Annotated in this window: 19 protein-coding genes and 2 pseudogenes; 17 read left to right on the forward strand and 4 right to left on the reverse strand. The window is 55.5% G+C overall.

The window, feature by feature from the left end:
• The first annotated feature begins 73 nt into the window (after positions 1–73).
• From Q4551_RS04355 to Q4551_RS04385, 7 genes are all read left to right on the forward strand, one after another.
• Positions 74–904, forward strand: coding sequence for a substrate-binding domain-containing protein (locus tag Q4551_RS04355; protein WP_303431992.1), 831 nt, complete (start codon positions 74–76; stop codon positions 902–904).
• Between the two features lie 106 nt (positions 905–1,010).
• Positions 1,011–7,646: a filamentous hemagglutinin N-terminal domain-containing protein gene (locus Q4551_RS04360; protein WP_303431993.1), complete on the forward strand. Its 6,636-nt coding sequence runs from the start codon at positions 1,011–1,013 to the stop codon at positions 7,644–7,646.
• Complete coding sequence (locus Q4551_RS04365) at positions 7,643–7,999, forward strand: hypothetical protein (RefSeq protein WP_303431994.1); 357 nt, start codon at positions 7,643–7,645, stop codon at positions 7,997–7,999. Before Q4551_RS04360 ends, Q4551_RS04365 begins: the two co-directional genes overlap by 4 nt.
• Positions 7,996–9,654, forward strand: coding sequence for a ShlB/FhaC/HecB family hemolysin secretion/activation protein (locus Q4551_RS04370; protein WP_303431995.1), 1,659 nt, complete (start codon positions 7,996–7,998; stop codon positions 9,652–9,654). Before Q4551_RS04365 ends, Q4551_RS04370 begins: the two co-directional genes overlap by 4 nt.
• Positions 9,655–9,668: 14 nt before the next feature.
• Positions 9,669–10,097, forward strand: coding sequence for a TonB-system energizer ExbB (gene exbB, locus Q4551_RS04375; RefSeq protein ID WP_303431996.1), 429 nt, complete (start codon positions 9,669–9,671; stop codon positions 10,095–10,097).
• The gene (locus Q4551_RS04380; RefSeq protein ID WP_303431997.1) at positions 10,090–10,470 is read left to right on the forward strand and encodes a biopolymer transporter ExbD; all 381 of its coding nucleotides are present in this window, start codon (positions 10,090–10,092) and stop codon (positions 10,468–10,470) included. Before exbB ends, Q4551_RS04380 begins: the two co-directional genes overlap by 8 nt.
• 1 nt (position 10,471) lies before the next feature.
• On the forward strand, positions 10,472–11,227 hold the full coding sequence (locus Q4551_RS04385; protein ID WP_303431998.1) for a TonB family protein: 756 nt from the start codon (positions 10,472–10,474) through the stop codon (positions 11,225–11,227).
• Positions 11,228–11,242: 15 nt separating this feature from the next.
• Here the strand turns inward: Q4551_RS04385 and dbpA are convergent, their stop codons facing one another.
• Together dbpA and trmA are read right to left on the reverse strand one after the other, a co-directional pair.
• Positions 11,243–12,826 (reverse strand): ATP-dependent RNA helicase DbpA, encoded by a 1,584-nt coding sequence (gene dbpA, locus Q4551_RS04390; protein WP_368501366.1) that lies wholly within the window; start codon positions 12,824–12,826, stop codon positions 11,243–11,245.
• Positions 12,826–13,929, reverse strand: a complete 1,104-nt coding sequence (trmA, locus tag Q4551_RS04395; RefSeq protein WP_303431999.1) for a tRNA (uridine(54)-C5)-methyltransferase TrmA — start codon at positions 13,927–13,929, stop codon at positions 12,826–12,828. Before trmA ends, dbpA begins: the two co-directional genes overlap by 1 nt.
• Positions 13,930–13,967: 38 nt before the next feature.
• Between trmA and Q4551_RS04400 the strand changes: the two genes are divergently transcribed.
• Both Q4551_RS04400 and Q4551_RS04405 read left to right on the forward strand, forming a co-directional pair.
• On the forward strand, positions 13,968–14,108 hold the full coding sequence (locus Q4551_RS04400) for a hypothetical protein (RefSeq protein WP_303432000.1): 141 nt from the start codon (positions 13,968–13,970) through the stop codon (positions 14,106–14,108).
• Positions 14,109–14,132: 24 nt separating this feature from the next.
• Positions 14,133–15,014, forward strand: coding sequence for an acyl-CoA thioesterase II (locus Q4551_RS04405; protein ID WP_303432001.1), 882 nt, complete (start codon positions 14,133–14,135; stop codon positions 15,012–15,014).
• 22 nt (positions 15,015–15,036) lie between these two features.
• Here the strand turns inward: Q4551_RS04405 and Q4551_RS04410 are convergent, their stop codons facing one another.
• Positions 15,037–16,023 carry a M23 family metallopeptidase gene (locus Q4551_RS04410; RefSeq protein WP_303432002.1) on the reverse strand — a complete coding sequence of 329 codons (987 nt, stop codon included), beginning with the start codon at positions 16,021–16,023 and terminating at the stop codon, positions 15,037–15,039.
• A gap of 95 nt (positions 16,024–16,118) precedes the next feature.
• Positions 16,119–17,474, reverse strand: coding sequence for an exodeoxyribonuclease VII large subunit (xseA, locus tag Q4551_RS04415; RefSeq protein ID WP_368501370.1), 1,356 nt, complete (start codon positions 17,472–17,474; stop codon positions 16,119–16,121).
• Between the two features lie 276 nt (positions 17,475–17,750).
• On the opposite strand from xseA, the gene Q4551_RS04420 reads away from it, so the two are divergent.
• From Q4551_RS04420 to Q4551_RS04455, 8 genes and pseudogenes are all read left to right on the forward strand, one after another.
• Complete coding sequence (locus Q4551_RS04420; protein WP_303432004.1) at positions 17,751–18,233, forward strand: DUF3015 family protein; 483 nt, start codon at positions 17,751–17,753, stop codon at positions 18,231–18,233.
• Positions 18,234–18,440: 207 nt separating this feature from the next.
• On the forward strand, positions 18,441–20,468 hold the full coding sequence (locus tag Q4551_RS04425) for a DUF4105 domain-containing protein (protein ID WP_303432005.1): 2,028 nt from the start codon (positions 18,441–18,443) through the stop codon (positions 20,466–20,468).
• A 146-nt stretch (positions 20,469–20,614) separates the two neighbouring features.
• The gene (locus Q4551_RS04430) at positions 20,615–21,541 is read left to right on the forward strand and encodes an alpha/beta hydrolase (protein ID WP_303432006.1); all 927 of its coding nucleotides are present in this window, start codon (positions 20,615–20,617) and stop codon (positions 21,539–21,541) included.
• Positions 21,542–21,691: 150 nt separating this feature from the next.
• Entirely contained in the window at positions 21,692–23,179 is a 1,488-nt protein-coding gene (gene guaB, locus Q4551_RS04435) for an IMP dehydrogenase (RefSeq protein ID WP_303432007.1), read from the forward strand.
• 183 nt (positions 23,180–23,362) lie between these two features.
• Complete coding sequence (guaA, locus tag Q4551_RS04440) at positions 23,363–24,940, forward strand: glutamine-hydrolyzing GMP synthase (protein WP_303432008.1); 1,578 nt, start codon at positions 23,363–23,365, stop codon at positions 24,938–24,940.
• A gap of 210 nt (positions 24,941–25,150) precedes the next feature.
• A pseudogene (locus Q4551_RS04445) lies at positions 25,151–25,261 on the forward strand (conjugal transfer protein TrbL); the annotation flags it as partial.
• 20 nt (positions 25,262–25,281) lie between these two features.
• A complete protein-coding gene (locus Q4551_RS04450; RefSeq protein ID WP_303432009.1) occupies positions 25,282–25,530 on the forward strand; it encodes a hypothetical protein in 249 nt (82 codons plus the stop codon).
• 72 nt (positions 25,531–25,602) lie between these two features.
• Positions 25,603–25,826, forward strand: a pseudogene (locus Q4551_RS04455) (type I toxin-antitoxin system ptaRNA1 family toxin).
• Positions 25,827–25,883 lie beyond the last annotated feature (57 nt).

The following is a 25,883-nucleotide window of genomic DNA, read 5'->3' on the forward strand; positions in this document are numbered from 1 at the left end:
ACCCTGCGCTGGCAAGTGGTAGCAACATCGAGCGGGTAACCCTCACCAGTGACACTTGATGGAGAACAACACGATGAAAAAGCAAGTTCTGCCAATGTTCAGCACCCTCGCCATGGCAATCACCTTTAGCGCTTCTGCCCAAGCGGTCACAGTGAATATCGCTGCTGCCAAGCTGTTTGAAGATGCTCTTTGGGATACCGCCTATGATGTGGAAGGCCCGGTGATTCAGGCTTTTAAAACTTCCACGGCCTACACCAGTCTGGGTTATAGCGTCGATTTTACCGTTGCCAGAGGCCCAGCGGGCACCTACGCCAGCACCATAGCCAATAATCTGGATAACGACGTAGTGCTCTATGAGCTGTTTATCTCCGCCGATACAGACTATCCAGATGACCTATATGATAACTACTACGCATTGGGTCATACCTCCGATGTAGAAGTAGTTTCCCAAGGTAAGCTGATGCACTGGTCTAACGGCAACGTTGATGTCGCCAGCAACTGGCCTACAGACTTTATTGCCAACTACACTAGCCCTGGTATTGGCATCTGCAACCCGACCAATGGTCCTTATGGTCAGGCGGCATTGGATGTCATTGCTGCAGACTATTCTCCCATATCGTCTTCTGATACCACCCAGTATGGAATGATTAAAGCCGTCGATAGCGCAGTGGCTTCAGGTTCCATGGAATCCGGCTTTGTTCCCACTGCGCTGAATTGCAGCAGTGGCGCCGTCAGTGTGCCGAGCGGTGCCACCTATCATGTGTTTGACGACACCTACGATCACGGTGCAATCCAGATCTACAGCGGTGACGGTGATGTCGATGATGCCGCCGAAGCCTTTATGGACTGGCTTGCCAGCAGCGCCGGTCAGGCCGAGCTGGAAGACTACTGTCTGGCGTTCTGATTTCGCCTTCCCTGTCAGATATCACTGCAGGGTTCCTCTTGTTTCAACTCGTTATTGATGTCTATGCCACCTGCACTGGCGGGTCTGGTATTAGGAGAGTCTTTGTATGAACCGATGTTATCGCACGGTATTTAACCCGGCGGTGGGTGAATATCAGGCGACGTCTGAACTCAGCCGCCGCCACAGCCGTAGTGCCACTGTTCGTTCCGTTTCCCGTTCTGCCATGCGCAGCGGCTTGTACGCCTGTTGCTTGCTGGCCAGCCAGCCTGCTCTGGCGACCGATTTACCCACCGGTGCCGATATTGTGTCTGGTGAGGCCAGTATCAGTACCAGCGGCAACGATATGGCCATCAATCAGAGCACTGACAGCCTGATTACCAATTGGCAAACCTTTGATATTGGTGCAGACAACAGTGTGACCTTTGTTCAGCCATCGTCGGATTCGGTGGCATTAAACCGGGTAGTTACCAGTGATGCGTCGGAGATTTACGGCAGTCTGAGTGCCAATGGCAAGGTCTTTCTGATCAACAGCAGCGGTATCTTGTTTGGTGAAAATGCTTCGGTGGATACTGCCGGTCTGGTGGCTTCGACCCTGGATATCAGCGATGACGACTTTCTGGACGGCAATTACCAGTTCAGTGGCGATGGCGATAATGCCGCCGTGGTTAACAACGGCAGCCTCCGCAGCGATGGTGGTGCCGTCGCCCTGCTTGGCGGCAGCGTTACCAACAACGGTGTCATCAGTGCCCGACTGGGTACGGTAGCCCTCGCGGCAGGTAACGTCATTACACTGGATTTTGCTGGCGATGGTCTGTTATCCATCGCCATTGATGAAGCCACGCTGGATGCTCTGGTTGCCAACCACCAGCTGATTCAGGCCGATGGCGGCCAGGTCATTCTGACCGCCAGTGCCGCCGACAGCCTGTTACAGACCGTGGTGAATAACGACGGCATCATTCAGGCTGCCAGCCTGGAAGACCATAACGGCACCATAGTGCTCAACGGCGGCGATGGTGCTGTTGAAGTGTCCGGTACTCTCGACACCTCATCAGCCGACACCACCGCAGCCGACGAGGAAGTCAGCAGCGGCGGAACCATTCAGATCAGCGGTAGCAGCATTAGCCTCACAGCGGCCACTCTGGACGTATCAGGCACCACAGGCGGTGGCAGCATTGAAATCGGCGCCGGTTATCAGGGCAGTGATTATTCGTCGACCGGCCTGACCGACAGCAGCAGTCTCACCGAAGCCACCAGTATCAGCATTGATAACGACAGCAGCCTGCTGGCCGACGCTGGCAGCAGCGGCGACGGTGGCACCATTGTGGTGTACGCCGAACAAGACACCCAGGTAGGTGGCCAGTATTCCGCCACCGGTAGCAGCACCTCCGGCGACGGCGGTCTGATTGAAACCAGCGCCAGCAGCCTCAGCGTCGCCAGTGACATCAGCATAGACACCAGTGCTGCGAACGGGGCAACCGGCAGTTGGTTACTCGACCCGGATGGCTTTACCGTCGGTGACGACGGCGATATGACCGCAGCAGCCCTGACCAGCGTCCTGCAAACCAGCAATGTCACCATTCAATCGACCGATGGCAGTGGCGACGACGGCGATATCACCATTGCCGACGATGTCAGCTGGAGCAGCAATACTCTGACTCTGACCGCCACCCATAACATCAACGTCAATGCCGTAATGACAGCCACCGACAACGCCGGACTGGTCGCCAATTACGGTACTGGCACCGATGAGGACGGCGTTCTCTACGGCCTGTATACCCAACAGGGAACCTCCAGCTTCGCTGGCCAGGTCAACCTGGACGATAGCGTCGGTGTGGTGATGAACGGCAATAGCTATACCGTGATTACCGACGCCAGCCAGCTGGCCGATATTGCCAGCGACGGTTACTACGTACTGGGCGCGGATCTGGGTGATGACTTCGATGACCAGACCATTAGCAGCTTTGCCGGTGTCTTGAACGGCTTTGGCCATACGTTCAGTTATAGCAACGACTATGACGACAGCGGCATTGCCAGCGGTCTGTTCGGCACACTGGAAAGCAGCGCCTTGGTATCCAACCTGATTTTGACCGCTGGCAATATCGACGGTCAGGGCAGTGGCTCAGCCAGTGCCGTTGGCGGACTGACCAACACCAATTACGGCAGCATTATCAACGTCGGTAGCGCAGTCGGAGTGAAAGATATTCTGGCCGATGACGAGGGTAACTCCAGCATTGGTGGCCTGGTGGGTATCAACTATGGTCTGTTGGCCAACAGTTACACTTATTCTGGTGTTCTTTATAGCGTCAATATTGGTGGTGGTCTGGTCGGTACCAATGAAACCAGCGGTGTGATTGTTAACAGCTCGACCCGAGCCAATAGTGCCGGCGTGCGTGCGGATGCCGACACGGTGACTTATCTGGGAGGTTTGGTTGGAGTCAATAACGGCACTATCAGCAACAGCTATTCGACGGTATTGATCAATACCAGTAACGATGATGAAGAGGATTATCCCGAGCTGATCGCTGGCGGTTTTGTCGGCCAGAATAACGGCATTATTGATCAGTCTTACGCCTATCACGATATCGAAAGTGGCAGCGGCACCATGGCCAAGTACTTCAGCAGTGTGGGCGGTTTTGTTGGCGAAAATACCGGTACCATTACCAATGCCTATGCCTACGATATGCTCGATGGCAATCGAGGCTCCGCCGCCGGTTTTGCTTATATCAACAGCGGTACCATTACAAACAGCTACGCTCGCTATACCAGTGATGCCTATTCATCCACCATCGTCTACGGCTTTATCTCTTATAACAGCGGTACCATCAGCAACAGCTACTGGACCCATAACGAGGGTGGTACGGCAGTGGACTCTGTCGACGACGATGGTTCTGAGGACTACGTCGATCTCACCACAGAGCTGAGTGCTGAAGAAGCCTCCGACCTCGCCAACTATGTCGGTTTCGATTCGGACATCTGGAGCAGTGCTGGTAGCGGCTTCCCCATGCTGGCAGCTCTGAATGCGGTTTATGTGTCCAACTCACTCAGTAGCAGAATAACGCTGGACTACGGCGAAGATGCCTATGCCTCAGGGAATCTCTCCATTTATGGCCTGCAGGCAGGCGACACATCTGCCGATGTGCTGTTCATTGATGAAAGTGCGCTGTCCTGGGGGTATCTGGATGCCGGCGACTACAATGCCAGCGATGTGACGGTGAGCAGTGTTGATGGTTACAGCATCCTCGGTAATTTCACCGTCACTCCGGCAGAGATCAACCTCGATTATAATAACTACACCACTTACGCCGCTAAAGAATACGATGGCACCACGGATGTGAACCTTGACGGTAACAGCAGCTTTAGTGGTCTGATCGGCGACCAGACCCTTACCTTCAGCTACGATGCCTCATACGACTCCGCCGATGTCGCCTGGAGTGACGGCTATGTCACCAGCCAGACTATTACCGTTGACAATATCAGTGTCAGCGATGGTGACAACGGCGGCAAGTCTTCCAACTATGTTCTCAAAAGCGACAGCTTTACCGCCAGCGCAGTAATTTCCCAACGGCTGGTCGACAGTTCGGAACTCAGCAGCAGCGCCAGTGACAAGACCTATGACGGCACGACCACTGCCGATGTCAGCCTCAGCATCACCGACAGCCTCGCCGCTGACACCCTTGCCAGTGGCGAACTGAGCCTGGAGTACGACAGTGCCGACTTCGACAGCGCCGATGCTGGCGATGATCAGACAGTCACCGTCAGCGGTATCAGCCTGGCTGGCGACAGTGCCGCTAATTATCTGTTGGAAAACGACACCAGTACCACGGAAGCCAGCATCAACCCACTGGTATTAACCGTGTATGGCAGCACCACCGACACCGAACTCGACGGCACGACGATCAGCGCCGACGAGTTGAGCCTCTCTGGTGTGCTTGAAGGCGATACTGTCAACCTCAGCGGCAGTGCCGATCTGATTTCCAGTGAAGAGGGCAGCAATGAACTGGATATCAGTAATCTGGGCATTGATAACAGCAACTACACTCTGGTAGATGCTGATGCCAGCTTTGTGATTTCCGAGGCCTTGCGGGTCGCCATATCCAGCAGTGACGGCGTCACCCTGGATGAAGACGTCAACACCACCAGCATCACCACCACCGAATCCAGCAGCTGGATCAACTGGCAGGTCTTCTCGATTGACGCAAGCGAAACCGTCACCATCACCCAGCCAGATGGCAGTTCGGTATTGCTGAACCGTGTCACCGGCGATGCCGCCAGTATTATTGACGGTACCTTACTATCCAATGGCCGGGTATTCCTTCTTAACTCCAATGGCGTGTTGTTCAGCAGCAGCTCCTACGTCGACGTGGCCGCTCTGGTCGCCAGCACGCTCAGCCTCAGCAACGATGAGCTGATGGACGGTGACGACCAATACATCTTCTCCGTTGGCTCCAGTGAAACCGGCTCGGTGGTCAGCGAGGGTGATATCGTGATTGCCGACGGGGGCTTGCTGGCGCTGCTCAGTAGCCAGGGCGTCAGCCAGAATGGCAGTCTCTCCGCCACCAATGGCAGTGTGGTACTGGCCGCGACTTCCGGGCTGACACTGACCACCGACGACACTGGGCTGACTGACTACCAGCTGGACGATGTCAGCGGTGCACTGACATTCGGTGGTAGCGCCAGCATCAGTAATGGTCTGCTGGAAACCGCCGGTGAAACTCTCAACCTCGACAGCCTGACGCTGATCGACGACAGCGCAGCGGCAACCTGGTCCGTCTCTGTGCCTGCCATCAGCATTGGCGACAGCGGCCTGTTCAGCGCCGACGAAGTAGCAGTCCAACTGGCCGTACGCAACCTGTTGCTCAATGCCATGGATGGAGGCATCACCATCAGTGATGACATCCGCTGGAGCAGCGATAGCACCCTTGGACTGGCCAGCACAGACACCCTGGACATCAATGCTCGCCTGGACGCCAGCGGCGCCAGTGCCGGACTGATTATCGAGGGCGATTACGTCATTAACAGCGAGCATCTGGACTACAACGCTGACACCACAGGCTATGCCGACGCCGGCATTACCCTCAGTGGTGCCAATGCCAGCCTCACCATCGGTGGCAACGACTATGGGTTGCTGCATGATATGGATGATATTGAAGCCATCAATGACGCCGGCGGCAGTGGCTACTACGCCATTGCCAATACCATTGACGCCAGTGCCTACAGCTATACCGAAGCGGTCGTCACCACATTTACCGGCGTGCTGGCCGGGCTGGGCAATACCATTGCCAATCTCTCGGTGGATACTGGTTACGAGAACTACGCCGGCCTGATTGGTCAGGCCACCGACGCTGTGTTCCGCGATCTGTTTCTAGATACCATTAATATTGCCGGGTTCGCATATATCGGTGGCTTGCTGGGCTATGGCAGCAATATCACCCTCGACAATATTCGTGTCAGTGGTGCGGTTACGGGTAATGTTGATAATACCCAGACCGGCACTGAAACCAATACAAACATCGGGGGTATTGCCGGGGCCATAGCCCTGGGCAACGTAAATAATGTGTCGTCCTCCGCCACCGTCACAGGCAATCAGGCTGATGCTATCAGTGCAGATTTCACTATTACTACAGGTAACATTGGCGGTCTTATCGGTGGAGCCACCGGCATTACCCTGACCAACGCCTATAACACCGGCGACGTAATGGGGCACTCTGGTGTGGGTGGCCTGATTGGCAGAATCAATAGCTACACAGCCACCGATGGCACCGTTGTGGACTCAGTTGTGGAATACGCCTGGAACACGGGCAGCATCAGCGGTGACGACGTCTACCTGGACGACGGTACTGCCGGAAATATTTCCTACGCCGTTGGCGGTCTTTTTGGCAGTGTGGCCAATGCCATTATCAGCCACGTCTGGAGTACCGGCGATGTCTATGGCGGCGGCTATACAGGAGGTCTGATCGGTGCTGCAACAGACAGTGATATCAGTGATGCCTCCGCCAGTGGCGATATCTACGCCTATAACGTCGAAAACGACCATTTCTTCCAGACCAGTATTGGCGGCCTGATTGGCGACATGTCTGGAGGCAGTGTCTCGGACTCCAGTGCCAGTGGGGATGTGTATGCCGATTCGACTGACGACCCTTATTACACCTACATGAGTGTGGGAGTCGGCGGTCTGGTTGGCACCCTCGAAGACGGCACCATCAGTAACTCCAGCGCCACTGGTAACGTGGCTGGCGGCAGTAATGTTGGTGGCCTGGTCGGCCAGAACGAAGGTGGCAGTGTCAGCGATTCAAGTGCCAGTGGTAATGTTGACGGTGCCGTTGCCACGGGTGGCCTGGTCGGTCACGACGAAGAGGGCAGCTACACCAACTCCACATCCAGTGGCGATGTCTCCTATATTCTGGAGCCGCAATCGGCCATTGATAACTCCGAAGGTACCCTCTCAGATAGGGATTCTGACGACTCAGATATCAACCCCTCAACCTCTGCAACCACAGCAGCACGCGCTGCTGCGGATGCCAGCCAGCAAGACCTGCCTGAAACCGAATCCGCTACCGACCGTTTTGACGGTGACTCCAGCGACGATCTGGCACTGATTGCTGCCCGTGAAGGCGGTGGTGAACAGGATGACGGCAGTTACAGCGCCGACGTCCATGAAATCGAGATTGACGGGGTGATCTATCAGTTAAGCGAAGACGACTGTGATCCAGCCAACGAAGACTGCCAGGGAGACGACCAGTGAGCACTCTGAAACCAAGCTGTAATAACCAGCCATCTGGCACTGTCAAGCCGCTGCTTGTTCTGCTGAAGGCAGCGTTGCTGCCATCTACTCTGGCGCTGCTGGCTTTGCCCGCGGCAGCCGAGCCTGAACCGCAGCCGTTCGTCACTGTGCAACAGCATGGTGGTAGCGCTGCCCAGCAGTTGCAGGCAATAGAAACAGAGATTGCCCAGCAACAATTGCTGCAACCATTGACCGACCGGGTGACCTTCCATCAGCAGAACGAACCCGATTCACTGTTTGAAATCCGGCAGGGGGGAATTGCCATGCCGGGTCAATGCAATAACCCACCTTGTCAGGGGGAGGATCGTCCATGAATCGATTGCTTTATCGTGCTCTGTTGTTATTACCGATCGGCATATTACCAACGGCCGTGATGGCCCAGACTGCACCCGCAGGCGATCAGGTATTACGAGAAACCCAGCCAGCGGCAGAATTACCCGCACCGCGAGAACTGGACCTGACCATTCCTGCCATGGCTGACCCTGTTGCTCGTTCGTCTGCAGGTACAACCATGCAAATAGTTGGATTTCGCTTTATCGACAATCAGGTCTTCAGTGATGCTGAATTAAGCGCACTGTTAGCGGATCTGGCTGGCAGCATGATGGGGCTAGGTGATCTGGAAGGTGCCGCTGCCCGTGTGACTCACCATTATCGCGATCATGGTTATCCACTCACCCGAGTGGTGATTCCGGCCCAGACCATTCAGGATGGCATCGTGGACATGCAGGTACTGGAAGGTCGGCTGGGCGAGCTGGAAGTCACCAACAATACCCGTCTGAGATCTTTTGGACAGGCACCGCTGACGCTACTGCAAAGCGGTGATGCCATTCGTACCGATGCGCTGGAACGGGCGCTGCTGCTGACCAACGAACGGGCGGGGGTTAATACTCATGCCGTGCTCAGCCCTGGCAGCAGCACGGGCCTGACTGATTTACTGGTGACACTGGAGCCCGAGCCTGCGCTGCAAGGCCAGGTGTCGATTGACAACGGTGGCAACCGCTTCACCGGCAGTTATCGCAGCATGGCGTTACTGAAAGTGAATAACCTGCTGGGGCTGGGTGAGCGGGTTGACCTTAACCTGGTCGGCAGCAACGGCAACCAGCAGTACTATTACGGTGGCATTGATATTCCCGTAGGTCGCTGGGGTACCAGTATCGGCGGCGGGTATTCCTGGTTGACCTACGAGTTGGGGGAAGATTTTTCCTACCTCGACAGCCATGGGAGCGCACGTTCCGGTCATTTGTTTGTCCGTCAGCCACTGATCGCCCACCGCGATTTGTGGCTCGACGTCAAATTCGATCGCCAATGGCGGCGTCTGCATGACCAGATCGATCTGGCCGATAGTGAAAGCAAAAATCGCTACCGGGTGAATACCCTGACGTTGGAAGGCAATAACCGGGACCACTGGTTTGGTGGCGGTATGAATGCCTTTGCGCTGGGCTGGGGCCACGGCAGTTTGAATATGCTCAACACCGAAGACAAAAACAGCGACAAACTGGGTGCCCAGGCCATTGGTGGTTTTAATACCGTACGGCCAACACTGGTGCGACTGCAACGACTGGATGATCGTTTCAGTCTGTTTGCCCGCCTGCGCGGCCAGTGGGCGGATGGCAACCTGGGGGGCGGTGAGAAATTCAGCCTTGGCGGCAGCAGTGGTGTGCGGGCTTATCCTCAGGGAGAAGCCCAGGGAGACCTGGGCTGGCTGGCTACTACCGAATTGCGCTACAACCTCAATCACTATGTACAGTTGAACGCGCTGTTTGACTACGGTGCCGTGACCATCAACAAAGACCGCTGGGACGACAGCGACAACCACCGCCACTTGAGCTCGGTTGGGGTCTCAGCAGTGCTTTATTATGCCGACTTTACCGTCGATATAAGCTCATCCTGGAAAGCAGGTTCAGAGGCACCGGAAAGTGATGATGATAAAACCCCACGAATCTGGGCCCAGGCCAGCTGGACTTTCTGAGCAGGAGCAAGTGTATGAATATGGATGTGTTGGCGGGTGTGATCGACTATGGCGTGATTCTGTTTCTCGCGTTTCTCAGTGTGGTGGTTGTCGCCGTCGGGCTGGAGCGCTTTGTGCGCTACCGGCAGTTGAAACTTAGCGATTTCAATGACCTGAAAAGTCTTGAACTGGCGTTGTCTGACAAGCTGATTCTGATTTCTACCGTGGCGGCCAACGCGCCTTATATCGGCTTGCTGGGCACGGTATTGGGTATCATGCTGACCTTTTACCGGATGGGTATGGACGCCAATATCGACACCCTCAAAATCATGGTGGGCCTGGCGCTGGCGTTGAAAGCCACTGCTGCCGGTCTGTTGGTCGCGCTGGTTGCGGTGGTGTTTTATAACCTGTTGATGCGGCGCGCCAAGGTGTTGATGCTGAAGTGGGAGATCGCCAATGGATGACAAGGCGTTTGAAAGCATGAACATGGTACCGTTTATCGACATCATGCTGGTGTTGCTGACGATTGTGCTGATGACGTCAAGCTTTATTGTCAGTGGCAAGATTCCGCTCAATCTGCCCAGTGCCAGCAATACCGACAAGGATCGTGACCAGCAACGTATGCTGGAACTGGATGCCGAAGGACAGCTATACCTGGACAGCTTGCCAGTGCCGGTAGCGGAACTGGATAGCGCATTAACCGGGGAAGATCGCCAGACACCGTTTCTGCTGCGGGCGGATAAAAGCATCGCCTTGCAGAAATTTGTCGATGTGATGGACGCGCTCAAAACCCTTGGTTTTACTCGTGTTGCCATCCAAACGGAAGCAGGGGGATGATATGAGTCTGCGGCCATTTACGCTTTGGCATGGTGCTCTGATATCGGTCTTGCTGCATGCACTGATTGCCTTGCCCTGGCTGCTGGATCTGCAGGCGGCTCCGGTGGCGGAGTCGAAAGAATTGCTGGTGATTGAGCTGGATGGCCTGGAAAGCCAAGTCCAGCAACAACAACAGCATCTGGGTGCCCGGCCACAGGTTCACCAACCGGTGGGCGAGGCCAGGCCAACACCTCCACCAGTCGCCGCGGCTCAGGCCGTAGAAGCGGAACCAGACCCGGTTAAGAAAGCGCCACGACAGCCGGAAAGCCCGGTTAAAGTGAAGCAAACACCGCCGCAACCAAAGCCACAGACCGCAGCTCAGGCAGCACAAGTGCCGCCAACGGCGCAGGCCGAGGAAAAACAAGCCATTGATGCAGGTCAAAAGCAGCAACAGCAACAGCAAACATTACAGCGGCCTGAGATCTCAAAATCGGCTTTGCGGCATTATTTAGCACGGCTGAAAAAATCCATCCAGAGCAACCTGGAATATCCCGATGATGCCCGTCGTTATCGCCAGACTGGTATGCCAGTGGTCAGCTTCCGGCTGCGTGAGGATGGTCATCTGGAGCCGGGCAGCCTGCACTTGGCCCGCAGCAGCGGTTTTCCCCAGCTTGATCAGCGCGCGTTGGCCGCGGCTACAGCCAGTGCGCCATTTGATCGTCCGCCCAAGGTGATGCAGGTGGCGATTGCCATTTCGTTTGCTCGCGCCAGTCGCTGATAACCGCGTTATCCCTTAGAGCTTTCTGGCCTTGATGGTTTTGCCCTTGACCCGGCCCTGGTTCAAGACCTCAACGGCTTGTCGGGCGGCGGTTCGTTCAACGGCAACGTAAGACACCATGTCCAGCACGTGGATTTTGCCAACCTGCTTGCCCTGGATGCCACCGGGTGCGGTGAGTGCTCCCAGCACATCGCCGGGGCGCATTTTGTGTTTGCGCCCGGCGGCAATACACAGGGTGGCAAATTCCGGCAGCACCGGGATTGGGGTATCGATGCTGAGTTCCTCAACAGCCATACAAGGAATATCAATACCTTGCTGGTTGTTAAGCGCCTTGCGTTTGTTATCTTCGCTGTCGCCGATCAGGGTGATGGCAATCCCTTCCTTGCCAGCCCGACCGGTGCGACCAATACGGTGGGTATAGACTTCCAGCTCGCGTGGTACCTCGACGTTAATCACGGCTGGCAAGTCGTCAACATCCAGACCCCGTGCTGCGACGTCGGTAGCAACAAGGAAGTTGGCAGAGCCTTGCTTGAACTGGGTCAAAATGGCATCGCGGTCGCGTTGTTCCAGGTCGCCGTTGATCGCCCGGGCAATAAAGCCCAGTGATGTCAGCTGCTGGGCGATTTCTTCGGTGCTTTGCTTGGTGTTGCAGAACACCACTGCTTGTTGAATATCAAAGTGCGCTAACACCCGTTCAAGAGCGGCCGGGCGCTGGTGGCGATCACACAAGACCAGGCGCTGATCAATGCTGTTGCTGGTGTGAGTGGATTCAACCTTGATGATCTCTGGCGACTGCTGGTATTGAGCGCTCAGTTTCTGGATGTTGTTCGGGTAGGTGGCGGAGAACAACAACGTCTGGCGGTCTTCCGGAGTGTGGCCAATGATGTGCTGGATATCGTCGCTGAATCCCATATCTAACATGCGATCGGCTTCGTCCAGTACCAGAGTGTGTACCTGACTGATGTCCAGTGTGCTTTTGCGCAGGTGATCTTTCAGGCGTCCCGGTGTGCCGACAACAATATGAGCGCCGTGCTCCAGTGAGCCGATTTGTGGGCCAATGGATACACCGCCACTTAATACCACGACCTTGATATTGGCCAGATAACGGGCCAGCTGGCGGATCTCGGTGGCTACCTGGGATGCCAGTTCGCGGGTCGGGCACATAATCAAACCCTGTACGCCAAAAAAGCGCGGATTGATCTTGGTCAGCAGTGGAATGGCGAAGCTGGCGGTTTTACCTGAGCCGGTTTTGGCCTGGGCAATCAGATCCTTACCGTCCAGCGCCAGCGGCAAGGCCAGTTGCTGGATAGCCGTCATGGCGGTGTAACCCATGGTGCGCAGATTATCGATTTGTTCTGCGGGTAAATTCAGGGCTGCAAATTCACTGCTGGTTGGGGTTGAGTCGGTCATGGTGGCTGCCTGTGGTGTATCCGTGATGGACTGATGCGACCGGGCGGCGTTGCCGGCAGGGCTGGAATCAGCAGAGGTGTCAGTATTGTTAGCCGTGGTTTTTTGCGGATGTGTCTCGCTGCGCCGGGTGCGGGCAGAAGAGCGGGAACCGAGTTTGCCACTGCGGGCGTTTTTCCAGGGATCAACCATCAGACAGGTCTCCGGGTGAGTAACACACCGGTCTCAATATGATGGGTATAGGGGAACTGGTCAAACAGTGCGCAGCACTGGATGGTATGGGTTTGTGATAACAGTCGCAGGTTGGCTTGCAGGGTTTCCGGGTTACAGGAAATATAGATGATATTGTCGTAGCCCTGCACCTGCTTGACGGATTCGTCGTCGAGTCCGGCCCGGGGCGGATCGACCAGCACGGTGCGGAAATCATAGCTGCTGAGATCGACGTCTTTCAGCCGTTCAAACTGCTTTTCACCGCGTAAAGCCTGGACAAAATCCTCGCTGGCGAGGCGGGCGATAATCAGGTTGTCGATCTGGTTATCGGCAATATTGACCTGGGCTGCAGCCACGGAGGTTTTGGAAATTTCAGTGGCCATAACCCGATCAAAACAGTTGGCCAGAGCGATGGAGAAATTGCCGTTACCGCAATAAAGCTCAAGCAGATCCCCGCCAATTCCTGCGGAACAGCGACGCGCCCAGCTGAGCATTTTCTGGTTCATCTCACCATTGGGCTGGGTAAAGCCGCCTTCAATCTGGCGATAACGATAGGTCTGGCCATCGACGCTCAGCTGCTCGGTAACATAGTCGCGTTCCAGTACAACTTTCTGTTTGCGCGAACGGCCAATAATGGCGACATTCATACGCGCCATCAGGGCACGGGCTGCCACTTCCCAATCGGCATCGAGTTTTTTGTGGTAAATCAGCGTGATCAAGGCATCGCCACTGAGGGTGGTGAGAAACTCAACCTGAAACAGTTTGCGTCGCAGTGGCTGGTTGTCTTGCAACTCGGCCAGCAAGCTCTGCATCAGATCGTTGATCTGTTCTGAGGCAATGGGGAAATCGAGCACTTCCAGCGGTTTTTTGCGGTCTTCCGGGTCAAACATGGCGTAAAAACAGCGGTCGCCACTGTGCCAAAGACGAAATTCGGCCCGCAATCGAAAGTGCGTTACCCGGCTGGCAAACACTTCCAGTGCCGGGGGATCAAATTCAGACAGTCGTTGCGTCAGGGTTTGGCACTTTTGTTCCAGTAGTTGCGGGTAGTGCGCTGGCGTAACGCCGGGTTGGTACAGATCTGACATAAAAGCGGGTAAGCTCCGCGGAGGAATAAAAAAGGTAAATGAAAAAAGCCGGGCATTATACGGCGCTGGCAAAGTACAACAAGCGTACTGCACTGAAGCTTGAAAAGAAAAATAACCTGGCGGTCATTGCCCGGGTATTTTTCCTGGAACGCTGGCCGCTGATATCATCAGGCGATTGATTATAATTATAAAAGGAACCCGGCATGAGTGATGTTCTGGATGAGTTGATTGGTTTACTCGACCTGGAGCCAATTGGAGTGAACCGTTTTCGAGGTCGATGTCAGGATCTTGGCTTTAAAAACCTGTTCGGTGGACAGGTTCTGGGTCAGGCACTATCCGCGGCAACCCAAACCTTGCCAGGTGATATTCATCGCGATTGGCTACCCCATTCCCTGCACTCCTATTTTTTACGTCCCGGCAATGTCAAGGACAGCCTGGAATTTGAAGTCTCGGTGCTGCGGGATGGCCGCAGTTTTGCCAACCGGCAAGTGCTGGTCAGCCAGCTGGGCAAAGCGGTGATGACCATGACATGCTCGTTTCAGCGCCCGGAGGCCGGGTTGGAGCATCAGGTCGCGAAACCTGCCGCCAAAGGCCCGGAAGGCATTGCGTCGCAGGTGGAGCTGGCGCGGCAGTGGCGGGATTGTTTCCCGGAGCGTTTACGACCGATTTATACCGCCGACAAGCCGGTTGAGATGCGGGTTGTCGATCCGGTTAATATTTTCTCGCCAGAAGTACGGCCACCACACAAGACGGTGTGGATGCGCAGTGATGACACCATGGACGACAGCATTCGTCATCACACGACCTTGCTGGCCTACGCCAGTGACTTCAATCTGATCACAACGGCTTTGTTGCCCCATGGGGTAACGGTATTCCAGAAAGAAATGCAGGTTGCCAGCCTGGATCACAGCATCTGGTTTCATCGGCGGTTCCGGATGGATGACTGGCTGCTGTACAGCATCGACAGCCCCACGGCTTCCGGTGGCCGGGGGTTCTGTCGCGGGCAGGTGTTTTCTGCCGATGGCAAGCTGGTGGCCTCGATCGCCCAGGAAGGTCTGATTCGCCATTGCCAGCCAGAGGATTAGTCTGGCGGGCTGGCGCCCGGCGTCAGGGCTGAACGGTCTCGCTGGCAGCTTCCGGTTTGGGTTCCAGGAACAGCATGGGATCTATCCGGGCGTTGTTCAGGCTGAGCGTCCAGTGCAGGTGTGGCCCGGTAACTCGTCCGGTTGCGCCCACCAGACCAACGTGATCGCCTACCTCCAGCTGGTCTCCCGGCTGCACATCAATACGGCTCAAGTGGCAAAACATCGAAATCAGCCCTTGGCCGTGATCCAGCAACACGGTATTGCCGTTGAAATAATAATCCCCGGTTTGCACCACGGTGGCTTGCGCCGGGGCAATGATCTCGGTGCCGGTGGCGGCGGCAATATCCAGCCCGCTGTGCGGATTGCGGCGTTGGCCATTAAAAAAGCGTTGTAAACCAAAGGGGCTGGAAATTGGCCCTGTTACCGGCCAGATCATCGGTTGCCACGGAGCTGTTGCTTGCTGGCCGGAAACCGGAGTGAAGGACGTAAAGACACTTTTCATCTTGCGGCTTTCGGCACGGATACGTTCCAGCGCGAGCTGACTGGGATTGACGTGTTTGTTTTTTACCGTTAACCACTGTTCGGCGTAGCTGTGGGGGGTAACGTCGAAGGTTTGTTTTTGGCCGTTAATCGTCAAGGTGCGTTGACCTGGCGATGATTTCAGGTCAATGCCGACGACGGCGGTCCAGTGATGGTTGTCGCCGTCGCCGCTATTAATGGTCATCACTGGACGACCGCCGACCTCTACTTTGGGGGGAGTGGCGCTGTTGCCAAGGTCGAACAGGGCGACACCACCAGGCACCAGTTGTTGCTTGGGCAGTGGTTGTTTGGGTGGCTGTTGCTGTGTATCGGCGCTGACCGGTAGCGTCAGGCACAGTCCCGCCATGGTGGCGAATAGCAGACGGGCGGATTTGGCCAGCGTGGTGTTCCGTCGAGTGGCTGGCTGGCTGTTTGAGAGGCTGCCGGAAGTCGTTGTGGCTGGGCGGCTTGTGTTGGAATCCTGCATCATTGCTGTTTCCTTCTCTTGCTTGTCTGTATCTGCCGCTGGATCTGCGGGCGTTGTCGTTGTGTACGCGATGTCTATGGTTGGCTCAGGTATCCGGCTCAGGTGCTCGTTCCGTCGGTGTCCGGGTGCGGGGTGATGATCTCAAACTCCAGCCAGCCTTGGGCCAGTCGTGCATGAACCCGCTCTCCGGCCTGATGCTGTTGGGCATCACGAATCACATCACCATCGGGGGTCTGGCACAAGGCATAACCCCGGCCCAATACATTGAGCGGGCTAAGATTGTTGAGCAGCTGCGCCTGACTACCCAACTGTTGCTGGCGCTGCTGCAACAGACGTTGCATGGCGTGGCGCAGGCGAATACCCAACTGGTCGTTCTGACTGCCCAACGCTGCCAGCGTGGTTTGTGGATGTTGGTGCTGCAGCCGCTGATGCCATTGCTGGATGTGCCATTGGCGGTGCTGTTGTTGCTGCTTCCAGGACGCCATTAACCGCTGCTCCAGTTGGTCGAGCTGCTGGGCGTTTTGTTCCAGTTGCCGGGCTGGGTGACGTAACCGCTGTTGCAGATGCTGCAGTTGCTGGCTGGCGGTCAGTAAGGACTGGCGCTGGCTCCGTAGCAGGCGCTGTAACAGCTGAGCCAGTTGCTGATAACGACTGGACTGATCGTCGCTGACCAGCTCTGCGGCTGCGGATGGCGTTGGTGCGCGCAGGTCGGCAACAAAATCACAGAGGGTAAAATCCACCTCGTGACCAACAGCACTGATCACGGGCAAGCGCGAGGTAAACACCGCCCGCACCAGCGCTTCATCGTTAAAACACCAGAGATCTTCCAGTGAGCCACCACCACGGCCAAGAATAATCACATCCACACGCTGATCCCGGTTGGCGCGTTCAAGGGCAGATACCAGCTGTGCTGGCGCGTCCTGTCCCTGTACCAGAGCCGGGTAGACATCCACTTCAATGGACGGATTACGGCGTTGTAACACCGTCAGAATATCGTGCAGAGCGGCACCGGTGGATGACGTGATAATGGCCAGGCGGCGGGCTTTGGGTATCGGCTGCTTGTGCTCCTGATTAAAGAGCCCTGCGGCGGCCAGTCGTTGTTTTTGCTGCTGGAAAGCCAGTAGCAATGCCCCTTCTCCGGCCGGTTTCATGCTCTCGACAATCAGCTGGTAATCCCCCCGGGCAGTGTACAGACTGACCTTGGCGCGAATTTCAACCTGATCACCTTCCTTGGGCGAGAAAGTTAACTGCGCAGTGCGAGAGCGAAACATGGCACAACGCACCTGGGCACCGCGATCCTTCAGGCTGAAATACCAATGGCCGGATGACGGGCGGGCAAGGCTCGACAACTCTCCTTCTACCCGTACATTGGCAAAGGATATTTCCAGCAGTTGCTTGGCGCGTTCATTCAGTTGACTGACCGTAAACACGGCGGGCGGGGTGGGTGAGGGCATGGTGATCTCGAACAGGGTTTGTGCAGAGGCTGCCATAGCTGCCGGGCTTTGACCAGAAGAGGGGATGGTTTTGTGTGGTGATTGTTCATCTGTGGTACAACTGTTTTTTTGGCTGCATCAGCGGAAATGAGAGCGAGGGCGTACATCGGGTTTCAGTTGTTGGTACCATAAATGAGGTGGATAAGGCATATTAATGTCCCCCATGGAGTGCGGCGGCAAGTACGTGACAATACGCTGGTTGTCGTAATGAATTGACCCGGTTCAAGGATACAAACTATGAAAAAAATTGCGGCAATTGCCATTCTGACAGCATCATCTTCATTTGCACTGGCTGCGAATGGCCCAGCTGGTTGTGGCTTGGGTACAGCGGTTGTTTTCCCCGATGCTGATGAATGGCATGAACATGTAATGGCAGCCACGACTAACTCTAGTGTTTCTGGCAACCAGACTTTTGGCATGACCTCTGGCACCTTGGGTTGTGAAGCGGCCAATGGTCCTCTGTCTCTAGAAATGGCACAGGCATTTATCGACGACAATATGGATCAGCTGGCTGCTGATGTTGCCGTTGGTGAAGGCGAAACCTTGAATGCGCTGGCCGAAGTGGTGGGTGTTGATCTGTCTGATCGCGCCACTTTTGCTGCTGCACTGCAAGCCGATTTTGACGCCATGTTCAACGAAAAGGCGACTTCTGCTACCGCGCTGGAAGCCATGACCGCTGCGATGGCTGCGGATGCCAGCTTGCAAAAATACCTGGGCTGATCTGATCGCTCAGAGGTAACAGATTGCTGAACAGTGATCTGGAAAAAGTGCGCCAAGGCGCACTTTTTTGTGTCCTTTATTTACGTTATCGATTTCGATCTGCAGATATGGAGGCACATAGAGATGTCCCTAAAGATTGATAGGTTGCTGGTTGGGTATCCCGACAGGAGGGATATCTGATGGGCTTGATCAGTGAGCACATTGTGAATGAATAGTTACCCCGGCTGCAGCAGCGGTATCCCTCTGACCGAACCGTCGCGGCGCTTGCTTGCCTTTATTGTGTGTGCGGTTGCCGGTTGTCTGGGCCTGGTTCCGGCGCAAGCCGACACCCCTGAGCCTGACATGCTGTTGGCATCTCCGCCTGACTCCATGCTACAGCCATTGACCGCACCAGAATCACAGCGTCTGGATGCACTGGCCGACGCGCCTCAGTGGCGGCACTTGCTGCATTATCGCTATCACTCGTTCAGTTTTCGCTGGATGGCCCAGAATGATTCGCCGGATTTTTATCTGGCTCACCCGGATGGTCATCTGGAAGGCGAAGAAGGGCTGCGCAAAGAGCTCAAGGCCGATGTGCAGGCATTTTTACAACGGGGTCTCGGCCCGGATATTTCTGCACAATGCCGTTTCCCGGCCCGTTATCATTGGTTGCAACAACAGTTACCAGAATACGACTGGCAAGATCAGCCTTGCCCGGCATTTGAGGATTGGCGTGCCACACTGGATGCTTATTCCCTGACCCTGGTATTTCCGGCGGCGCATATCAATTCGCCATCTTCCATGTATGGCCATACCTTGATACGTATGGATCGCCAGGACCCGGCGTCGAGCAAGTTATTGGCCTACAGCGTGAATTTTGCCGCCAACGCCAACCCGGATGATAACGAACTGGTGTTCAGCTATAAGGGGCTGACCGGAGGCTATCCCGGCGTGGTTTCGGTCATGCCGTACCATGTGAAAACCCGTGAATACCAGCATATGGAATATCGTAATGTCTGGGAGTACCCACTGGCACTGACGCCCACAGAAGTGGACCAGTTTGTTCGCCATGTCTGGGAGTTGAAAGATACCGGGTTTGATTATTTCTTCTTTGATGAAAATTGCTCCTACCGGGTGCTGGCGATGATCGATGCCGCCACGGAGCGTTCAGACTTGGCTGATGACTTTGTGTTAACTGCCATTCCGGTCGAAACCATTCGGGCGCTGGACTCCGCCGACCTGATCGCCGGACATGTGTTTCGGCCATCGGCTGCTGCCGAGCTGGAAAATATGGAATACCAAAGCTCGCCAGCGCAGGTTCAACTGGCGTTGCAACTGGTCGCCGGTCAACTATCACCGGCGCAGTTACCCAATAACCTGGATGATCAGCAACAAGCACAAGTGCTTGAACTTGCGTTTACCTATGCCCGTTATCTCTCGGTGAAAAAGAAACAGGCCAGCCCGGCATTACGGCGGCAGACTCTGGCCATTCTGAAAGCGCGCAGTCAATTGAACCAGACCAGCGGCAGTGCCTTTCCACTACCGGTGCAAGCACCGACCCGTGATGACCTTGGCCATGGCTCGACCCGGGTTGGTGTGGCGATGGGGGCGGTGGACGATAAACGGTTTACCGACCTGTCCTTGCGTCCGGCGTACCACGATGTGATGGATCGGGCGAAAGGTTTTGTCCCCGGTTCTGAAATCCAGATGTTACACCTGACGCTGCGTCACCAGCCGGATACCAGCGCCCGGGTACAGCAATTGTCGGCGGTCAAGGTCTTGTCTCTGGCCAGTCGAGGGGAGCTGTTAAAGCCACTTTCCTGGGGAGTGGATGCGGGCTACGATCGTTTGCCCGACCTTGACGGCCGTGCCGGGGCCGGTCATGGCTATCTGAATACTGTGTTTGGCTACACCTGGGGGCTGGGCCAAAGTCCACTGTCTCCCAATGGCATGGGGCGTATTTATACCCTGCTGGAAACCCGACTGATGGCCGGGCAACAACTGGGTGATGCCGGTTGGAACCTCTCGGCGGGGCCTGTGGCGGGCTGGCTGTATCAAGGAGCGTTATGGCAATGGCAGCTGTCGGTACAATGGACACCGGGGATTGCCGGAGAACAACTGGACCTGCAGCAGTGGCAAGGGCAGTTGGGGCGCACGATTCTGGATTCCGGGCAACTCCGGTTAAAAGCCAGTACCCACCGCGTTGAACATGAGTGGGTTGAGCAATGGTCGCTTGGCCTGAACTGGTATTTCTGAGGCGGTATTTCTGAGGCGGTCCGGGTCATGTGGCCAACCAATGGCGGTTTTGATGGTGTGGATGTCTTGGTTGTGTGTCTTGGTTGTGAACAGCCTGGTTGTGATGTCTTGGGTTTGGATGGCGTAAAAGTGAGGATCTGGTTGTGATGGCATTACGCCGTTGGTGGCGTGGCGGTTTTGTGATGGCTGGTACGATCGGCTTGCTGGTATTGATGACGGGCTGTGCTTCGCTGACGCGCCTGTATTTTCACCCGCAGCAGGTCTGGGTTCGAACACCCGCCGCCCTGGGGCTGGCGTATGACGATGTTGAGCTGACTGCCGCCGATGGCACCTTGCTGCATGCCTGGTGGTTGCCGGGGCAAAAGGCTCACGGCACTGACTCCGTAATCCCCGGATTGTCTGCAGAGACCGCACACACCGACACCGAGGAGCCGCTACCCGTGGTGCTGTATCTACACGGTAACGCAGAAAATATCAGCTCCCACCTGCTCAGTGTTGCCTGGTTACCCGCACAAGGGGTTGGCTTGTTGGCGCTGGATTATCGGGGTTTTGGTGCTTCGCAGGGGCAGCCGTTATTGCCGGATGTGCTGCAGGACCTTCACGCAGCCGCAGCGTGGTTGCAGCAACGTTTTCCTGAACGGCCTTTGGTGGTAATGGGGCAAAGTATCGGTGCCGGCCTGGCGGTACCTTTTGTTGCCGACTCCGCCGCGCGTTATGGCATTGATGCCCTGGTGCTGGAAGCGCCACCGGCCCGCTACGCTGAGGTAGCCAGAGATATGTTCTCACGCAGCTGGATCGGCTGGGCCCTGATGCCTGCCACCTGGTTGTTGCCATCCGACTGGGACCCCGATGCCTATGCCGCCGCGATTTCGGTGCCGGTACTGGTGATCCATAGCCCGGAGGATCAGGTCATCCGTATCGGGCAGGGTAAAACACTGTATTCCGATTTGACTGGCCCTGCCTGCTGGATAGAAGCCAGCGGCCCCCATGTCGCTGCTTTTGCCCAGCCGGAAGTACGCCAGCAGACTCTGGAATTCCTCTCAGGACTTTCCTGTCCGGCGTTGTCGAAGTAAGACTTTCCGGGTACAATGCCGCGCCTAAGTTTCTCCGGGGTCGCTTAAAAACGTGATATTCCCGGCGGATCAGGCCAGCGATCTAGGCTTTCCGTCACCGCGTTTGACTTCGGGTAACCTCCCAAATTTCCCCATTCTGGAAGGCTCTCTATGTTGCGAATCGCTCAGGAAGCACTCACTTTTGATGATGTGCTATTGGTTCCCGGTTATTCTGAAGTTCTACCCAATCAGGTTTCTCTGAAAACTCGTTTGACCCGTGGTATTGAGCTGAAAATTCCACTGATTTCTTCCGCAATGGATACCGTCACCGAAGGCCGTCTCGCCATCGCCATCGCGCAAGAAGGTGGCCTGGGCATCATCCACAAGAACCTGACGCCAGAAGAACAGGCCGCCGAGGTTCGCAAGGTTAAAAAATACGAAAGCGGCGTCGTCAAAGACCCGATTACCGTAACCAGCTCAACCACCATCAGTGGTGTACTGGCGCTGGCCGACCAACTCAATATTTCCGGTATGCCAGTGGTCGATAATGGCGAGCTGGTGGGTATTGTGACCCGTCGTGATGTGCGCTTTGAAAAAAATCTGGAAGCCACCGTTGCTTCCGTGATGACCCCGAAAGAAAAACTGATCACCGTACTTGAAGGCACCAGCCCAGCGACCGTTCAGGATCTGCTGCACAAGCACCGTATTGAAAAAGTCCTGGTACTGGACGAAGCCGGCAAGCTGGTGGGTTTGATGACCGTCAAGGACATCGACAAGGCCAAAGCCTCTCCGAACGCCGCCAAGGATGATCAGGGCCGCTTGCTGGTCGGTGCCGCAGTTGGTACCGGTGCCGGTACCGACGAACGCGTTGATGCCCTGGCCGCAGCCGGTGTTGATGTCATCGTTGTGGATACCGCCCACGGTCATACCTCCAACGTGAACGGTACTGGCGTTATCGACCGCGTTCGTATGATCAAGGAAAAATACCCGAATGTGCAGGTAATTGGCGGCAACATCGCCACGGCTGACGCCGCGATTGCGCTGGCAGAAGCCGGTGCTGATGGTGTTAAAGTCGGTATTGGCCCCGGTTCTATCTGTACCACCCGTATCGTTGCCGGTGTGGGTGTACCGCAAATCAGCGCCGTAGCCAACGTGGCTGAAGCGATGGAACAATACGGCGTTCCGGTGATTGCTGACGGTGGTGTACGCTTTTCGGGCGATATCGCCAAGGCACTGGTTGCCGGTGCATCCGTGATTATGGTGGGTTCCATGCTGGCCGGTACCGACGAAGCCCCCGGCGAAGTGGAACTGTTCCAGGGTCGTGCTTACAAGTCTTACCGTGGCATGGGGTCACTGGGTGCCATGGGTCAGACCCAGGGCTCTTCCGACCGCTACTTCCAGGACAAGAAAGAAGGCGTCGACAAGCTGGTGCCTGAAGGTATCGAAGGGCGTATTGCCGTCAAAGGCCCGCTGTCAAATGTGGTTCACCAGCTGATGGGTGGTGTACGTGCCGCCATGGGTTATACCGGATGCGCGACCATCGACGATATGCGCACCAAACCCCAGTTTGTACAGATCACCGGCGCGGGCATGAAAGAATCCCACGTGCACGATGTACAGATTACCAAAGAAGCGCCTAACTACCGCCTTGGTGACTGATTCGTGTATCTCTCTGGCTTGTGTGCGGTTGCTATGCGCGCAAGCCCGGGAGGAACCACCCCACAGGGGTCGAGCGCTACGGATTATATGGATTAAAAGAGAGGGGATTAACGTCCCCTTTTTGCATTTTACATTGAACTGAACATTCACCCAGGGCCAAGGCCCGGTTTTCATGGATACCCTATGTCTCAAGATATCCACGCCCAGAAAATTCTGATTCTGGATTTTGGCTCCCAATACACCCAACTGATTGCCCGTCGTGTGCGCGAAATCGGTGTGTTCTCGGAAATTCGTGCCTTTGACATGGACGAAGCCGAAATTCTGGCATACAACCCAAGCGGTATTATTCTGGCCGGTGGCCCGGAGTCCGTTACCGAGGCCGGATCACCACGAGCGCCGGAGTGTGTCTTTACCCTGGGCGTACCCGTGCTGGGTATCTGCTACGGCATGCAAACCATGGCCGAGCAGTTGGGTGGTCAGGTTCAAGGTTCCAGCATTCGTGAATTTGGCTACGCCCAGATTCAGGTGGAAGGGAATGGTCAACTGTTCCACGATATTCGGGATCACATCACCGACGACGGCCAATCGCTGCTCGACGTCTGGATGAGTCACGGCGACAAGGTATCCGCCATGCCGGAAGGTTTTGAGCTGATGGCCTCGACGCCATCATGCCCCATTGCCGGTATGTACCTGGCCGACAAGCATTTTTATGGCGTCCAGTTCCACCCGGAAGTGACCCACAGCCTGCAAGGCCAACGCATTCTGGAACGTTTTATTCTGGATATCTGCGGCTGCGAAGTACTCTGGACACCGGCAAAAATCATCGAAGACCAGATCGAAAAAGTCCGCGCCCAGGTAGGTGAGCAAAAAGTATTGCTCGGCCTGTCTGGTGGTGTTGACTCCTCGGTGGTGGCGGCTTTGTTGCACAAGGCAATCGGCGACCAGCTCACCTGTGTATTTGTCGATAACGGCCTGTTGCGCAAGAACGAAGGCGACATGGTGATGGAAATGTTCGCCAACAACATGGGCGTTAAAGTCATTCGTGCCGATGCAGAAGCGCTGTTCCTGGGAGCGCTGGCTGGAGTCTCTGACCCGGAAGCCAAACGCAAGGTTATTGGCGGCAACTTTATCGACGTTTTTGACGCCGAAGCCACCAAGCTCAAGGACGTTCACTTCCTGGCGCAAGGCACCATCTACCCGGACGTGATTGAATCCGCCGCCTCCAAAACCGGCAAGGCCCACGTGATCAAATCCCACCATAACGTTGGCGGCCTGCCAGACGATATGAAAATGGCACTGGTTGAGCCATTACGGGAACTGTTCAAAGACGAAGTGCGCAAAATCGGCCTGGAACTCGGTCTGCCATACGACATGGTTTACCGCCACCCATTCCCGGGGCCGGGCCTGGGTGTTCGTATTCTGGGCGAAGTGAAAAAAGAATACGCCGATATCCTGCGCGAAGCCGATGCCATCTTTATTGAAGAACTGCATAACTTCGACTGGTACCACAAAACCAGCCAGGCCTTCGCGGTATTTATTCCGCAAAAGTCCGTTGGCGTCGTGGGCGACCAGCGTCGTTACGAATGGGTGATTGCCCTGCGTGCCGTCGAAACCATCGACTTTATGACCGCCCGTTGGGCGCACTTGCCTTACGAACTGCTGGAAAAAGTATCCAACCGCATTATCAACGAAATAGAACACGTCTCCCGCGTGACCTACGACGTGTCGAGCAAGCCACCTGCGACGATCGAGTGGGAATAATCACCCGTTAGTCTCTGGCTGGTAGTAACTGGCAAAAAACACATTTAAGCTCATGTTTTCATGGGCTTTTTTGTTTTTATTTCTGGCAGTATTTGGCAACTGATGGCAGCGGGAAGCACCGCATGAGCGTGGCATAGCGGTGGTATTATTTTCTCCAAGCACCATGCACAATCCTGATCAATATCACTACCTCTGGGCTGCTCGACGCAACCCGAAAAGCACACCTTCGACGTTGAGGACTACGTGTCGTATGCCCAGGAACGCCAGCAGGAGCGCAACGAAGAGGTTACCAGTTTTGTTAAAAAGGGTCGCATGGCCTAACTAGATAAGGATTACTGATTATGGAGTTTAGCTTTCCACCTCAAAACCTTGCGGAGGTATTTGGTTTCTTCGCAATGATGTTCATTGTGATGCTGGCCTTCTATTTTTTGGGGCAGTGGCTGCACAACACCGGACACGGCCCGAAGATGAAAGCCATTGCCGTTAAAATGGAGGTATTCCAAAACAGGTTGGCCGGGCGTGCCTACAAGGACATGACGAGATCGGTCGATCAAAAAATGAGACGCTGGCCGTTTGGCCGACGCAAGTAGTTAGAAAGCACACGGGCCGGTGATGGTGCACCGGCCCGCATTTTCACATACCACCTGACAGAGAGGTGACACATGACAACCACACATAATATCGAAGTTCAGCAAGCAATTCATCAGGCTGCGATCAAGCTGGCCGCCCTGGAGTTCATCGACCAGGAAACCGCCCGGCAGGTTTTGCCAGTCGCGGAGGCGGTCGCCAATATGTTCACGATCCTGTACTACCAGGCTGAAACTGGCGAGCAACTCCGGATGACTTCCAGCTGGCGTTAACAACTATCCGGCAGGCGATAATGTAATATGGCAATATACAATGGCAAAAGACATTAGATTAGAAGTTAAATGTTTTTGATTAA

Source organism: Oceanobacter sp. 5_MG-2023 (genome assembly GCF_030548165.1).
In the GTDB taxonomy this organism is placed as follows: Bacteria; Pseudomonadota; Gammaproteobacteria; order Pseudomonadales; family Oceanobacteraceae; genus Oceanobacter.